Genomic DNA, 13,994 nt, shown 5'->3' on the forward strand with positions numbered 1-13,994 from the left:
TCCTATTCAATCAGTCTGGGATCAGCAGTCATCACAGCAAGCGACGCATTCGCGACTGACTCGACTGACTCACTAAAAACCACATTAGGGCCCACATTAGAAACATCGGAAACATCAGCGCTGTTAGGGTGTTTTCTTGCACTGACAGACAGTTCATCGACAGACAGTTCATCGACAGACAGTTCACCAGAAATAAGTTTGGGGAGTAAGGTGTCGCGGAGTTTGGTTAGGGCTTCATTTTGCTGCTCATTTGTAGCAATCTTATTCATAAATGCGCTGACTAAAATCTCAAATTCATTAAGAATGCTTTCGCTTGAATAGATACATTCAGCTTTGGCTACATCTTCAGGCTTAATAGCAGGATATGCAGCTCCATCAGCAATACGGGTAAATTCTTTAATACAATCTTCATTTGTTAATGAAAGATATGAAAAAGCTCTATAGTTCTCTTGATTTGCCCTTACAACAGTAAAGCCAGTACTTCCAGTTAGACCTTCTTCATTCACGTAAGCAAACGATCTATTTGCGGGTCTAACAACACCAATTATCGTATCGTGAGGTTGAAGAATTCTTCTAGCTCGACTTGGGGCATCTTCAAATGCATAATTGGCAACCTCTCCAATAGATCCATTCTTTGCATTAGCCAGATCCACATATTTTACTGTTTCAGGTGAATTTTTTTTAGTCCAAGATTGAGGGTTGATTTTACATAGTCCATCAATTGTATTTTCAACCCACCCCTTAGGGATCCACCCTAGCTGCTGATTAAATTCAAACTCACTGGGGAAATGGCGGTGGATGTTGTTATCTTCACTGTGACTTTCTACTCCGCTGTAGGCACTGTCTAAGCTGTGGCTCTTATCTTGGCTGCGACTCTTATCTTGGCTGTTGGCACTTTCTGCGCTGCGACTCTTGACTAAGCTGTGGGCACTTTCTGAGCTGTGGGCACTTTCTGAAAAAAGTGCGGCTAAGTCACAATTTTTGGCGGCGGCTTCCGCTTGCAATGCCGTCAAACGCAATTGTGCTTTATGACGCAGCACATCAGGAAAGTCAGCAGGGAAATCATTGGCAAAATCGAGGTTGTCGAGAGAATCGTTAAGCGCTTCGAGATTAAAATCAGCTTTAGCCAGCAGTTTCATCAAGAGGTTGTCAAACACAGGATCGAAGTCGACAAACCAGCTTTTAAACAAGGTCTGCGCCATTTGCTCAAGAGTTTGGTTGGTTTGGCGGTTGAGGTTTATTTTTTTATCTAAAGCAGAGAGATTTTTTGCTATAAATTGCCTTTCTGTACGACTAGGACACTGAAAATTAAATGCGTAAATATCTTTTAAAGTGATGCTTGCCTGATTCGCACTTCCTTGCGCCGTCGAAATTATATAATCAGAAAATTCTTTAGATTTAAGTAGGTAATATAAAAACAATTGATCATTATCATCGTTTGAATTAGCTCTAAACCTAACCGCATTTTGATTCAAAAGAAATTCTTCACAATTATCAGGTACTTTTATTACTTTACCTACAACAGAAGCAGGGTTTTTTGGCCATGAACCAACAGTAGCTATCACCACATCATTATAACGCAATCTAAAGTTACTTTTATCTAATGCTATACCATCTGAAACATATTTTAAATCTGATGTTTCAATAGAATCAGTAGTCAAATTACTAACTCTAACAACAGCTACTCCATCTTCAATATAGTCTTTAGATTTAAATGCGTACCCTTTCTGGTGAACTGCAAAATCTTCCAATTTCATTGATTGCCTCCTACTCCCCATAACCCAGTGCCTCCAAGTTTTGACGGATGGCGTTAACCCGTTTATTTATCTGACAATATAGGCTAACTTTTGTGTAATTACTCATGGCGTTCACCTGCGACTTTAGCGGCATTTTTCAGCTGCTGTTGCACACGTTCACGCTCTTTTTGTAGTTCAATGCACAGCTCTTCTTCGGTGGGAAGGTGGGTGATATATTGAGAAGCAAAAAGTTGCTTACTCTCATTCAGCACCGAGTATTTCACTACAGTATTATTAGTTTCTGAGCACAAAATCAAACCTATGGTGGGGTTATCCGTCGTTTGGCGTTTGTGTTGTTCATACATGCGTACATACATGTCCATTTGCCCTACATCTTGATGACTTAACTTATTCAGTTTTAAATCTATCAGTACAAAACATTTAAGGTGGTAATTGTAAAATACCAAGTCAATAAAATAATCCCCATCGTCAGTGATTATGCGTTGCTGGCGATCCACAAACGCAAACCCTTTACCGAGTTCCAATAAAAATTTTTGCAGATTATTGATAATACCCTGCTCTAAGTCAGACTCTTGATAATGGCCACTGTCTAAGTTCAAAAAATCAAGTATGTAAGGATCGCGTAGATAATCTTCAGCCGTTTCTGCTAAAGGCGCTGTTTTTTCAGTGGCCTCTTGCTCAACAGGTATTTTATCTCGACTCGACAATAAACGTTCGTAATAAAGCGTCCCAATTTGACGTTCAAGTGCACGTACGCTCCAGTTTTGCTGTGCAGATTCTTGCATATACCACAGTCGGGCTTGCTCACTTTCGATACTGAGTAATTTGTTATAATGCGACCAACTCAATTTGGTAGACAGTGTCTGCCGATTTGGAAACGCAACAAAAAACGCCCTCATATTACGTAAATTTCTGACTGAAAACCCTTTCCCAAGCACTTTAGTCAGTTTTTCAGATAACTGTGTTAGCTGTGCTTTACCGTATTGCGCACGCACCTTACCTTGTTGTTCATCCTCAATAATTAAGCGCCCAATTTGCCAATAGGCTGTCACCATTGCATGATTAACGCTTTGTTTAACCTGAGTACGCGCTTGCTCTATCACCCGCTTAATGTCAGTAAATATGGCTTGGGTGTTTATCTCTTGCCCTCTACTCCCCATAGCCCAGTGCCTCCAAGTTTTTTCGGATGGCATTATCGAGTGCTTCTGCTTGGCTCATCTGGCTATATAAGGTTTGGCTAAGCTCCTGCATTTTCACTTCAAACGGAATGCCGTCATCAGCAATTTCGGCGGCGCCCACGTAACGGCCGGGGGTGAGCACATAATCGTTGGCCTTGATGTCTGCAATAGTGGCGGATTTACAATAACCTGCTTTATCTTCATAGCTCTGCTGTTTATATGCGCTTTCTGGCTGCTGCTCCGTTGCTAGATCTTCGCCGCGCCATGTGTGATAGGTTTGGGTGATCGCCTGAATGTCAGCATCGGTCAATTCTTTTAGAGTGCGATTGACCATAGAGCCCATCTCGCGGGCATCGATAAACAGGGTTTCACCTTGGCGATCGCGGCGTTTGAGCATGCCGCTCTCGTTATTGCCGCGCTTATCTTTAGCGATAAACCATAAGCACACCGGAATTTGGGTGGTGTAAAACAGCTGCCCCGGCAATGCGATCATGCAATCGACCAAGTCATTTTCGATAATGCGCTGGCGAATATCGCCTTCACCACTGGTGTTTGACGACATAGAGCCGTTGGCCAGTACAAAACCTGCGGTGCCGTGTTCACTGAGTTTTGAGATCATGTGCATGATCCACGCGTAGTTGGCATTACCCGTTGGCGGATCATCGACTAATTCGTTGTCGCTGCGCCACTGTTTTTGGTTAAACGGCGGATTGGCCATGATGTAATCAGCTTTCAAGTCGGGGGGCTGATCTTTAAAGAAACTGTCCCCTGCCACATCACCCAAGTTACCGGAAATGCCGCGCACCGCCAGATTCATCTTCGCCAGCTTATAGGAGGTATTGGTATATTCTTGGCCGTAAATCGACACGTTTTTTTGGTTGCCGTTATGGCTGTTGATAAATTTAAGCGACTGCACAAACATACCACCCGAGCCACAGCAAGGATCGTAAATTTTACCCGAAAACGGTTCAATCATATCGGCAATCAGAGTCACGATAGACTTGGGGGTATAGAACTCTCCGCCGCCTTTGCCTTCGGTGGCAGCAAATTTACCCAAAAAATACTCATACACCCGGCCGACGATATCTTCTTCGCTCTTGGCGCGCTCTGTGCTGTTGGGACTTTCTCCACTGTTGGGACTTTCCGCGCTGTGGGCACTTTTTTCGCTGTGGGCACTTTCATTAGCGTTAGCAGCTGTTGTCGGTAACGTATCGATATTATTGATGGTATCAATGAGGGCAGACAGCTTGCTAACATCTAAGCCTAAGCGGGAAAAGTAATTATCAGGTAGTGCACCTGCGAGGGCTTTGTTGTTCTTCTCCACGCTGTGCAGGGCGCTGTCAATTTTAACCGCGATGTCGTTTTGTTTAGCGTTAATTTGAATAAATGACCAACGCGCCTCTTCGGGCAAGTAAAACACGTTTTCCATGGTGTAAAAGTCCACCATGTCGAGGTATTCTGCGCCGTATTCTTTTTCAATCGCAGCTTTACGCACTTCAAATTTATCGCTGATAAATTTAAGGAAGATAAGGCTCAATACAATGTGTTTGTATTCTGATGACTCGACGCTACCACGCAGCTTGTTGGCGCTGTCCCATAAGGCTTCTTCAAAGCCGACGGCGGCCTTTTTTGCTAGTGTTTTTGTCCTTGCTGGTTTTGTTGCTGGCGTTGCCATAAAGCCCTCATGATCCGCTTGATATTGATCCAAATAATGAACCGCATATCATACAGTAAATAACGATAAAGATGAGAGAAAAATTAAAGCCTTAGTTAACAATTTGAGCACCCAAACTGAAGCAAGTGTGCCATAAGCGCTTATCTGACTTTAGCTTGAAAGCGTTCAAACTCATTCAAAGCCTCAAAGGCACTAAATACTGTCCAGCCGTGGCGTTGTAATCTTGCCGTGTTTTCGCTCTTGATGAGCACGGCGACGTTACGCTTCTGCCAACAGAGATCGATCGCAATCCAGTTATTATTATCCCAGTTATTATCTCGGTTGCCGTTATCCTTACCGGGTTTGGGTTTGGGTTTGGGTTTAGGTTTAGGATTGACATCAGCATTAATTACCACCCCCAGCTCCCCTTGCGGCAGACCCATGGTTTGGCATTTTTGCAATAAGCCATCAAGCGCAGTATCGGCGCAGTCACGTAACTGCTGATAATCAAACACATCAAATTTGTGCTGCTCACGCCTAAGGCGATTAATGATAAGCACATCTTCATTGCTAACTCGCATATGGCTGTGATGAGGTTGTTTCTTGTGACAATCAATACACAGCGCCCTTAAATTGCTGCGGCCATTGTCCGCCTTATTGCCATTAACATGATGCGCGTGCAACAGCTTAGTATATTGAGTTAAATTCACGTCACATTGCTCACAGGTGTAATCTAATTCACTTCTTAACTGAGTGGAGATGGAATCCCAATCGGCGGTATAATTACCCTTTTTTTTATTACTGGGCAAGCTGTTAAAATGCGCACTGTAAGTACTGAACAATTGCTCAAATGAAAAAGCATTAACAACTTGATTTTTCACCCTATGCCCTTGACTCGAATAGCCCTGATAATTGAGCAGCGTTAAGCAATTTTTACACACGCCTAAATCTGCTTCACCTTTTATATCTTGCTTTAATTTGAAATTACGGCCAAAAACAGGGAAGAAACCATCAACACGGTTAATCACTTTATAGCGATCAAAACGGCCCGTTTCTCTCATTAGCTCTAATGTTGAACATTCGGCCACATGGATCCTACACCCCTGTTTGCCATCTTCTAATATAAACTGAATTTCATCACCTTGATCAGGAATATACAGCATCACCTGATCGCCATGGTAACTTAAGACCCCATGGGAACCATCGATCTCATCGAGTTGAATATCTTTACCTAAAATCACACCTATTGTTAAGTGACTAGCGATACTTTCTAATTCATTGACATGACGCGTCACTGAAAAAGACGCGGCCACTTTACCGAGTGGCGCAATCGCCTGATGCAGTGCGCTAAAGTCGACATTGAGCTTCATTATTGCGCCTCTAAGATCCGTTTAATTTGAATGTCGGCATTGGTGATCGCCCTAAATGACACTCGTCTTGACATAGCCGCGTCCTCAGCGCCGTCTTGCATGATTAAGCGGGAGGAAGAAAAGCCCACGGCGGCAATGGTCGCCTTTATCCAATCCGATTCATTCGGCATTAACCCGTAACCATATTCTAAAACGGCGCAGGTTCGGCCTTGTGACAGTCGCATATTATAAAAATAGGCTTGGGCCTGTGTTGAGCCCCGCAATCCTGCACTGGAAGTATGACCTTCGATTCTGATTTCATCTAATGAATCACGATATGGCGTTAATACATGGATATATCTCGGGAAGAAGTCATCTAAAATTTGCTTATAAGTTGCGCTTAATGTGGTTTCATTATTGGCAAATAACACATCGGGTGACTGAAAGTTAAATGCTAAGGTTTCTTTATCGATCCTTGCACCCCATCGGATCAGATCATGTTGAAATTCTTGCTCTAACGCTTCAAAAATCGCCACTTGATTTTGTTGGTACGCAACTGTCATCTCTTTGATTTTATTGTTTTCTTTTTGAGTGTTGAGCATAAAAACGATGGCAATAAATAAAAACACCATCATCAGCCCCGCCATTAAATCAGACACTGTCAGCCAATGCTCGCCACTGTCTTGCATGTTGTCGCTTGAGCCAAAGAGTGTATTCATTAAGCAACCTGCTGATTAATGACTTCATTCATGGCTTCAGTCAGTCGAGTGTAGTCTTGAACAAAACGACCACTCACTTGCGCTAACGCAAGCCCCATCTCATTCATAACGCGATTAATTTCTTGCTGCATTGCCGTATCGATCAGCTTCAATTGAGAATCAACCGCTTCACCCGTTAAGCCGACTTGCTGCTTAATTTGTTCCTCCATGGCATTAAAAGTGCGTTTTGCTTGGTCAATCTGTTGAGTCGCCGCCTCATCAATCACCTCATTCAGCCTTTGTTGTAATTTATCAGCTGACTTCACCACGCTATCGCGTACATGCTCAGTGTCTGCGACTAAATTCTGATTCGCCTGCTTCATGGTTGATGTCATCTCTTTTGCATCGACCACTAACGTTTCTATCATGTTACGCATCGTGCTGTTTATTTCGCTTACCGCATCGTGTAAATGCTGCTTGATGACGTCTGTTTGAGATTGAAGGTGATCTGAGCTCGTTTGTAAGCTTTGATTGGTGCGTGCTGTATTGTCGGTAAACGCATTGGCAGCCGTATCAATGTTGTTGCTGATCTGTGTTGAGCTTTCAATTAAACGCTCATCGATGCGGGTGATCCCTTTCTCTGTTTCATTGGCAAATTTATCCAGCAGCTCATTGGATATTTCGGCATGTGTCTTAATGTAATCATCTGAATCTGAAAGGAGTAATTTATAATGATCGCTTGCGGTACTCACTGCCGAAGCAATATCACTGATCACCCCTTCAACGTGTTGTTGGATCTGTGGAATAGCTGCCACCGCTTTATCACGCATCTGTTTAAATACATCGAGATGACGTTCAAGTTCTTTGAGCTGATGCTGATTCACTTCCATGACACTTTTAAGCTTGTCCATATATTCAGGGATGGCGCGACTGTGCTCACTAATATGCGCAATTGACAGCTCAGTGGCATGAATAGACTGCACACCTTGTTCATATTGCAATTGCATCTGCTCTAATTGATTTTTATAGTTTTCTTGCCAATCGACTAATTTATGCACCGCCTCATTAAGTTGTTTAAAATTATCACCAAACTGCTCCGTTAAATTATGATTGAAATCATTGATAACCTGCTTCAACGCTTCGATAACTTGCTCTGTAGCTGATTTAGATAAGGTATCGGCGAAATCTTGCAACTTAAGCCAAAGTTTTTCAGAAAATCCTTCAAAAACAGCTTGCTGATTAACAGCTTGTTCTTGGGTATTTTTTAGTGAAAATTTTGCATTATCATTAATATCACCCCGAAGGATTTTTAATTGACCAAATAAAGTAGACTCTTCATTCCCCACCAGTGCATCTTTTAATTGTTTAATTTCTGATACTTGAGCTTGCATCGCATCAAGGATCGCTTCTGGCGTTGCCTGTGATACGCTCACTTTGGCTTTTTTAGGTTGTAAAAAAGAAAACGTTGATAAGACTTTAAACACTAACGATGAAAAAATACCCGCCAAACTGGTAATAAACGCGGTTTTAAGGCCATCGAGTAAAGGAGGGATACTGGCTTCAATATCCAACTGATTAAAGGCTAATAACCCCAATACAATACCAAAAAAAGTACCAAAAATACCCATTGTGGTCAGCAGCGTAGGCACGTATTAAACAAAGGCGCTATGCTTATTTTTATGCGTAAACCAGAGGCCTAAGATAAAAATGATCATCATCATGATCAACATAAGACCATTGACTGAATTTGGTTCAATACCCCGTAATCCGTTTTCTATCGTTTCCATATTGAATGTTACCCTCTTCCATTAAACGAACTATTATTCCTGAGATCTAAGAGTGGCATCATTGATCGTGATTTTAATACGAAAACAGACCCTTTTAATTCATATTTCGTAATAAGAGAGAAACAGACAACGACACAGACTATCACTTCGCGAAACAATAGAGTGACGGTGTTTTCTTTGTAAAACAATCTAACGTATTTTATTGAGCACCAAACCTTCATTAAGGTAAAGATAATAAACAATACCAATCAGTTAATGCTATCAATAAACTTTCATCTAAGCATCAGCCATTTATACTAAAACCTTTCATATCATCACTTTTACTCACCACACTCACCTTCTCCTTTAGCCCTTCCAATGGCAACACCCACACAAAACTCAGTGTTACCAACAAGCCCAATTAGAAGCAACCCGCTATCTTTAAGATCCCCCCATCGAAATTGCTGAAATGCATTCAACAAATCATGTGAAACGTATAGGGATATACGGTTAGCTTTCGCGGGATAGGACATCCCATCGGAAGTGTTAATGATTTTTTAGTAAGCATGAAGCCCGTAATTAACTGCATGTAATTTCGTCTGGGCGTTATGGAGGTCATTAGAGGGAGAAGGCCAATATCATGGCCTCTATGAGCGAGAGACTGGGCCGTTCTTTAGCATCCTTGCTACCACGGCATTCGTAAATCCGTTTACAGCAGATCGAACTGGCCTTTAGATAGGGATATCGTTAAGGACGAGCAGTCCTCCTTGCCCCGGTGTGGATGGGGATCCACGACCTTAGCTTCAGCGCAGGTGAAAATAACACTACACTTTACCCACACCAGATAAATCCAATGATAAAATGTATCCACTTTCATTTGAAAACCTCCCTACTCTGGCTCTTAAACATGGACCTTGTTGCCATATTAAACGCATCAAATATGAACACCAATAAATCGAAGAGATCCACTGCTTTGGCTTTTCAAGATAAGTGTGAATACAAGAATAACCATCGGAAACAGGGAGGTTTTCGTCTGAGCCTATAGGAACATATCCACGGCGCGTTATTTTTGTATTTACACATAAGCCTGTCGCAGGCAATAAGTACAGTTAACCAATGTAATCCAAAAACACTAACGGATTACCACATTTACCCATCGGAGTAACTTTAACTTTTCGATAAAAAATAGTGTGATTAAGACAGGATGTCGAAATAGCCTTAGTTGAGCCACGGACGGCAAATATGAGGCGGTAACTATTTTTGTTCATCGAAAATTGAAGTGCTTCTACTCCGTCGGGCGTTATGGAGGTTATTAGGAGGATAAGGACGAGCAGTCCTCCTAATCCCAGTGTGGATGGGAATCCACGACCTTAGCCCGCTGCAAGCGATAAATACTAATAAGATCATGATTAACAACAGAGTAAACTCAACAAGGTGACACGTGGAGATAGGAATTTCATAGAAAATGTATTCGCTTTCATTTGAAAGCAAAAAAGCGACCTTAAAGGTCGCTTTCTCAAAATATGGCGGTGAGGGAGGGATTCGAACCCTCCACGTGGGAATGTTAAACCCATAAACAACTGATAACATTATGTTTATACTTTTTAAAAATTAACAAAAGTGGTCTAAATCGGTCTGTTTTGGCTTTTCACTAGACCAAATTTAGACCATTTTAGTCCTAGAGTTTCCTAAGTGTTCCAGCAGAACAAATCCTAGGATGTATGAACATAAAGGACTGTACAATGCGTAATTTTACAGCCCAGAAACACACCGTTTAAACGTCAATTCCACTTAATGACTTGCTATCATGATGGATTAAGTGATAGAAACACTGCAATACAATACATAGGGGTTAGCATTGTGCCTTTGCTACCCCACTTTTAATAAGTAAAACAAACCTATGTCATTGACCAATACTCAACCAAGACACGCCGACCATCAACCTATGGTTCATCTACAGGGTTCTGTTGAGCGCGTAACCTTCCACAGTGAAGAAAGTGGTTTCTTCGTGATCCGCGTCAAATGTAAAGGGCAACTGGATTTAGTGACAATGACGGGCAGTGCCCCCTCTATCACACCAGGTGAATTTGTGGATGCGGCGGGCGTTTGGTTTAACGATCATCGTCACGGAGTACAATTTCAGGTCAAACAGATTAAGACTGTCACGCCCAATACGATTGAAGGCATTGAAAAGTATCTCGGTTCGGGGATGGTAAAAGGCATTGGTCCTCATTTTGCCAAACGCTTAGTCAAAGCCTTTGGTGAAGATGTTTTTGACATTATTGAACAAGATCCGAGTCGTTTATTAGAACTTGACGGCATTGGTAAAAAACGGCGTGAAAAAATCACTTCAGCTTGGTCTGAACAGAAAGTCATCCGCGAAATCATGGTCTTTCTTCAATCTCATGGTGTCGGTACCGCCAGAGCAGTCCGCATTTATAAAACCTACGGTGATAAATCGGTGGCTAAGGTGTCCGAAAACCCTTATCGACTAGCGCTAGATATACACGGTATAGGCTTTAAAACCGCTGACGAACTCGCTCAACAATTAGGGATTGACCGTGAGTCACTCATTCGGGCACAAGCGGGAGTACGCCATGTGTTACAGGAAACATCAGGCCAAGGCCATTGTGCTCAACCCCATGATTCTCTGATAGCCGATGCGGTTAAACTTCTCGAAATCCCTGAAGACACCATCAAACAAGCCATTTCGTGTGAAGTCAATGAACAACGACTCACACCTGAAGTGATAAATGATATACCGTGTCTTTTTTTAGCCCCCCTTTATCGCGCCGAATTAGGTGTTTCAAATCATGTGATGCGCTTATTGAGAGGTCAAAGTGCTTGGGCTCAAATCCCCATTAACAAGGCCATTCAGTGGGTCGAAAAAAAGAACGAAATGAGTTTATCTCAGTCACAAAAAGTTGCTGTAGAGCAAGCCATCAAACATAAGTTTTGTATTGTAACGGGTGGCCCTGGTGTCGGAAAGACCACGACCGTTAATAGTATACTGAAAATTATTAAAGCGAAAAATGCCAAAGTCTTACTCTGTGCACCAACCGGACGAGCGGCTAAACGACTGGCTGAATCAACAGGCGAATCTGCCATTACCATCCATCGACTGCTTGAATTTGATCCTAGTGAATTTGATTTTAAACACAATGCCGAAAACCCATTAGAAGCCGATCTATTAATTGTCGATGAAAGCTCAATGGTGGATGTGGTGTTGATGAATCAATTACTTCGTGCTGTTCCAGACGAATGTGCCGTCATATTAGTCGGTGATATCGATCAATTACCCTCTGTTGGACCAGGCTCTGTGCTAAGAGATTTAATAAGTTCTGAGCAAATCCCCGTAGCAAGGTTAACCGAGATATTCCGTCAAGCGGCCACATCGCAAATCATTACCGGTGCTCATGATATTAATAAAGGCAAAGCCCCCAAGGAGACCCCCAAAGGCGCGGAAACTGACTTTTTCTATATCCAAGGTGATGAGCCAGAAGAGCTTTTCCACAAACTCATGATGGTAGTGACGCAACGACTCCCGCAAAAATTTGGTTTAGATCCAGTTAATGATATTCAAGTGTTAGCCCCAATGAATCGAGGAGGCTTAGGGGCGCGTAGTTTAAATATTGCACTGCAAGAAGCCCTGAATCCCAATGCCCATCCCAAAGTGACCCGTTTTGGCTGGACTTATGCCCCAGGGGATAAAGTCATTCAAACCGTCAATAACTATGACAAAGAAGTGTTTAACGGTGATATTGGTCGAGTCACCAGTGTGGATATTGAAGACAATGAATTATTCATTGAATTTGATGGCCGTGAGGTACTGTATGCCTTTAATGAACTGGATGAAGTTTCACTAGCTTACGCTATATCCATTCATAAAAGTCAGGGTTCAGAATACCCTTGTGTGGTGATCCCCATGGCGATGCAACATTACATGTTGTTAGAGAGAAACCTGCTCTATACAGGCGTCACACGTGGTAAGCAGCTTGTGGTGCTTTTAGGGCAACACAAGGCAGTGACCATGGCGGCAAGAACCGTGACCTCCAAAAAACGTTTAACCAACCTTCAAAGCAGGCTAAAAAAACATGCTTAATGTGAGTTATCACTCTTGAGACTCAAAACAAAATAAGCAGTTTCCTAAATGCTCCGCCAGAACTATCCTGACATATAGGTACAGTTTAATTCTTAGGTTGCTGAATGAACTAAATAAGCCAAAATTACAGAATTGTTAGGAAAATAGTCACATCTTTAATTCATGTTTATACTTGTGTACATACCAACCAAGTCAAAGGCTGCTCTACAGAGCAACATAGTGATAACTTATGGAATGCAAAGAAAAAATATCCAGAGCAAGAAATGCAGGAACAGTTCCTGAAATATTTGATGACTTATCTATCAATCTGGCATCTCTGGACGAGCTTAATTATGTGAAAATCTACAATGGAAAAATTCTAGCGTCCAATTATCTCAGTGATAATGGAAAAAAACAGCCTGTTACACAGCTCGGTATGAAGGATATTGTTGGTGTTGAATTACTTGTAGATGCTTCCTCTAAAGTCATTCAATTTTTTTCACTTACATCTTCAATAAAAGGGGGAGGAGAAAAAATAGTAAATGCTGTTTTTGAGTCTATCCCAAATAATTGGACCGCTGTTGTGGTTATGGATTCGAGTGGGGGCTTCTGGCAATTAATGCGTCAACGATATCCAACGTTAATCATTATGTGAACATAATAAGAGCAAATGAAGTATAAAAGTCGCTTCATATGCTCTCTGCAATGAAATGTCGCTTTCTTAAGTCAATTTCACTTTAAATTCATTCAACATATTCAATCTATTACCTCTTTATATCCCATTTGTGTGTAACCGTACTGTTGATACAACTTAAAAAATGCAGCGGCTAATTTAGTCTGGTTGTCACCTATCATGACTGTGTTCATTTTCTTTTTATATTTCGCTAATAGTATATCTTTATGACATTGATCAAATACTAGTGCTGAACCTGAAGTCATATTAAAATCATTGAATTCAATGATCCGTGAATACAAAATAAAGTTTTTAATCATTTGACTAGAGCTCAATCCAAAATCGACTATATGAATATTATCTCTATCAGGATGCATCAAGTCATGAAGTTCAATCGTTTTTTCTGTACAATTTACACTGATCACCTCATAAAGTGAACTTGTTGATGATAAACAAGACTTTATGATTAAACTGTCTTCTTGAGATACATCCCTATTTTTATCCCAGTATGCACTCACTAAATTTTGTCCATGTTTATTCTTATAATCATGGACCATAAAATCATAACATCTATCCATATCGTCATCAGCAGACAGAGACACCTTGTTATTTTTCAACACCCCTAAAGCTCTCAAAGCGATCTTCATATCATTAGAATCAAGCTCTTCTAGAAACTTATTATTCAATTCCATACCGACTTGTCTATATTTTTCATATTGTTTGAAAATTGAATCATCACAGGACATTTGTAAATTTCTCATATTAATTGATGTCACCCTACAGCTAACAGTCAGCCTGGAAGGGCTTAGATAGCTTAACTTTTTTCTATTCTAAAACA

General features: G+C 41.5%; 10 protein-coding genes. 2 read left to right on the forward strand and 8 right to left on the reverse strand.

Annotated elements, in window-relative coordinates; all coding sequences use genetic code 11:
• Positions 1 to 2: 2 nt before the first annotated feature.
• From L2764_RS02565 to L2764_RS27665, 7 genes are all read right to left on the reverse strand, one after another.
• A complete protein-coding gene (locus L2764_RS02565) occupies positions 3 to 1,757 on the reverse strand; it encodes a restriction endonuclease subunit S (RefSeq protein WP_248938678.1) in 1,755 nt (584 codons plus the stop codon).
• A gap of 98 nt (positions 1,758 to 1,855) precedes the next feature.
• Entirely contained in the window at positions 1,856 to 2,950 is a 1,095-nt protein-coding gene (locus tag L2764_RS02570) for a PDDEXK nuclease domain-containing protein (protein ID WP_248938679.1), read from the reverse strand.
• A complete protein-coding gene (locus L2764_RS02575; RefSeq protein ID WP_248938706.1) occupies positions 2,907 to 4,610 on the reverse strand; it encodes a type I restriction-modification system subunit M in 1,704 nt (567 codons plus the stop codon). The genes L2764_RS02570 and L2764_RS02575 overlap by 44 nt, the downstream gene beginning before the upstream one ends.
• A 140-nt stretch (positions 4,611 to 4,750) precedes the next feature.
• Positions 4,751 to 5,959 (reverse strand): HNH endonuclease, encoded by a 1,209-nt coding sequence (locus tag L2764_RS02580; RefSeq protein ID WP_248938680.1) that lies wholly within the window; start codon positions 5,957 to 5,959, stop codon positions 4,751 to 4,753.
• Entirely contained in the window at positions 5,959 to 6,657 is a 699-nt protein-coding gene (locus tag L2764_RS02585) for an OmpA/MotB family protein (RefSeq protein WP_248938681.1), read from the reverse strand. The genes L2764_RS02580 and L2764_RS02585 overlap by 1 nt, the downstream gene beginning before the upstream one ends.
• Positions 6,657 to 8,285: a hypothetical protein gene (locus L2764_RS02590; protein ID WP_248938682.1), complete on the reverse strand. Its 1,629-nt coding sequence runs from the start codon at positions 8,283 to 8,285 to the stop codon at positions 6,657 to 6,659. The genes L2764_RS02585 and L2764_RS02590 overlap by 1 nt, the downstream gene beginning before the upstream one ends.
• 3 nt (positions 8,286 to 8,288) lie before the next feature.
• Positions 8,289 to 8,423 carry a hypothetical protein gene (locus L2764_RS27665; RefSeq protein WP_283106886.1) on the reverse strand — a complete coding sequence of 45 codons (135 nt, stop codon included), beginning with the start codon at positions 8,421 to 8,423 and terminating at the stop codon, positions 8,289 to 8,291.
• Positions 8,424 to 10,302: 1,879 nt separating this feature from the next.
• Here L2764_RS27665 and recD2 point away from each other — a divergent pair.
• Positions 10,303 to 12,504: an SF1B family DNA helicase RecD2 gene (gene recD2 / locus L2764_RS02595; protein WP_248938683.1), complete on the forward strand. Its 2,202-nt coding sequence runs from the start codon at positions 10,303 to 10,305 to the stop codon at positions 12,502 to 12,504.
• Between the two features lie 229 nt (positions 12,505 to 12,733).
• Positions 12,734 to 13,138 (forward strand): hypothetical protein, encoded by a 405-nt coding sequence (locus tag L2764_RS02600; RefSeq protein WP_248938684.1) that lies wholly within the window; start codon positions 12,734 to 12,736, stop codon positions 13,136 to 13,138.
• 101 nt (positions 13,139 to 13,239) lie between these two features.
• Here L2764_RS02600 and L2764_RS02605 read toward each other — a convergent pair whose 3' ends face one another.
• The gene (locus tag L2764_RS02605; RefSeq protein ID WP_248938685.1) at positions 13,240 to 13,917 is read right to left on the reverse strand and encodes a DUF7986 domain-containing protein; all 678 of its coding nucleotides are present in this window, start codon (positions 13,915 to 13,917) and stop codon (positions 13,240 to 13,242) included.
• Positions 13,918 to 13,994: the final 77 nt, after the last annotated feature.

This window comes from Shewanella surugensis (assembly GCF_023284005.1).
Taxonomy (GTDB): domain Bacteria; phylum Pseudomonadota; class Gammaproteobacteria; order Enterobacterales; family Shewanellaceae; genus Shewanella; species Shewanella surugensis.

Bases quoted from the DNA above. Each gene is read 5' to 3' on its own strand.
- L2764_RS02605 (WP_248938685.1), bottom strand. From the start codon at position 13,917: ATGAGAAATTTACAAATGTCCTGTGATGATTCAATTTTCAAACAATAT.
- L2764_RS02600 (WP_248938684.1), top strand. From the start codon at position 12,734: ATGGAATGCAAAGAAAAAATATCCAGAGCAAGAAATGCAGGAACAGTT.
- L2764_RS27665 (WP_283106886.1), bottom strand. From the start codon at position 8,423: ATGGAAACGATAGAAAACGGATTACGGGGTATTGAACCAAATTCAGTC.
- L2764_RS02570 (WP_248938679.1), bottom strand. From the start codon at position 2,950: ATGCCATCCGAAAAAACTTGGAGGCACTGGGCTATGGGGAGTAGAGGG.
- L2764_RS02565 (WP_248938678.1), bottom strand. From the start codon at position 1,757: ATGAAATTGGAAGATTTTGCAGTTCACCAGAAAGGGTACGCATTTAAA.
- L2764_RS02585 (WP_248938681.1), bottom strand. From the start codon at position 6,657: ATGAATACACTCTTTGGCTCAAGCGACAACATGCAAGACAGTGGCGAG.
- recD2 (WP_248938683.1), top strand. From the start codon at position 10,303: ATGTCATTGACCAATACTCAACCAAGACACGCCGACCATCAACCTATG.
- L2764_RS02580 (WP_248938680.1), bottom strand. From the start codon at position 5,959: ATGAAGCTCAATGTCGACTTTAGCGCACTGCATCAGGCGATTGCGCCA.
- L2764_RS02575 (WP_248938706.1), bottom strand. From the start codon at position 4,610: ATGGCAACGCCAGCAACAAAACCAGCAAGGACAAAAACACTAGCAAAA.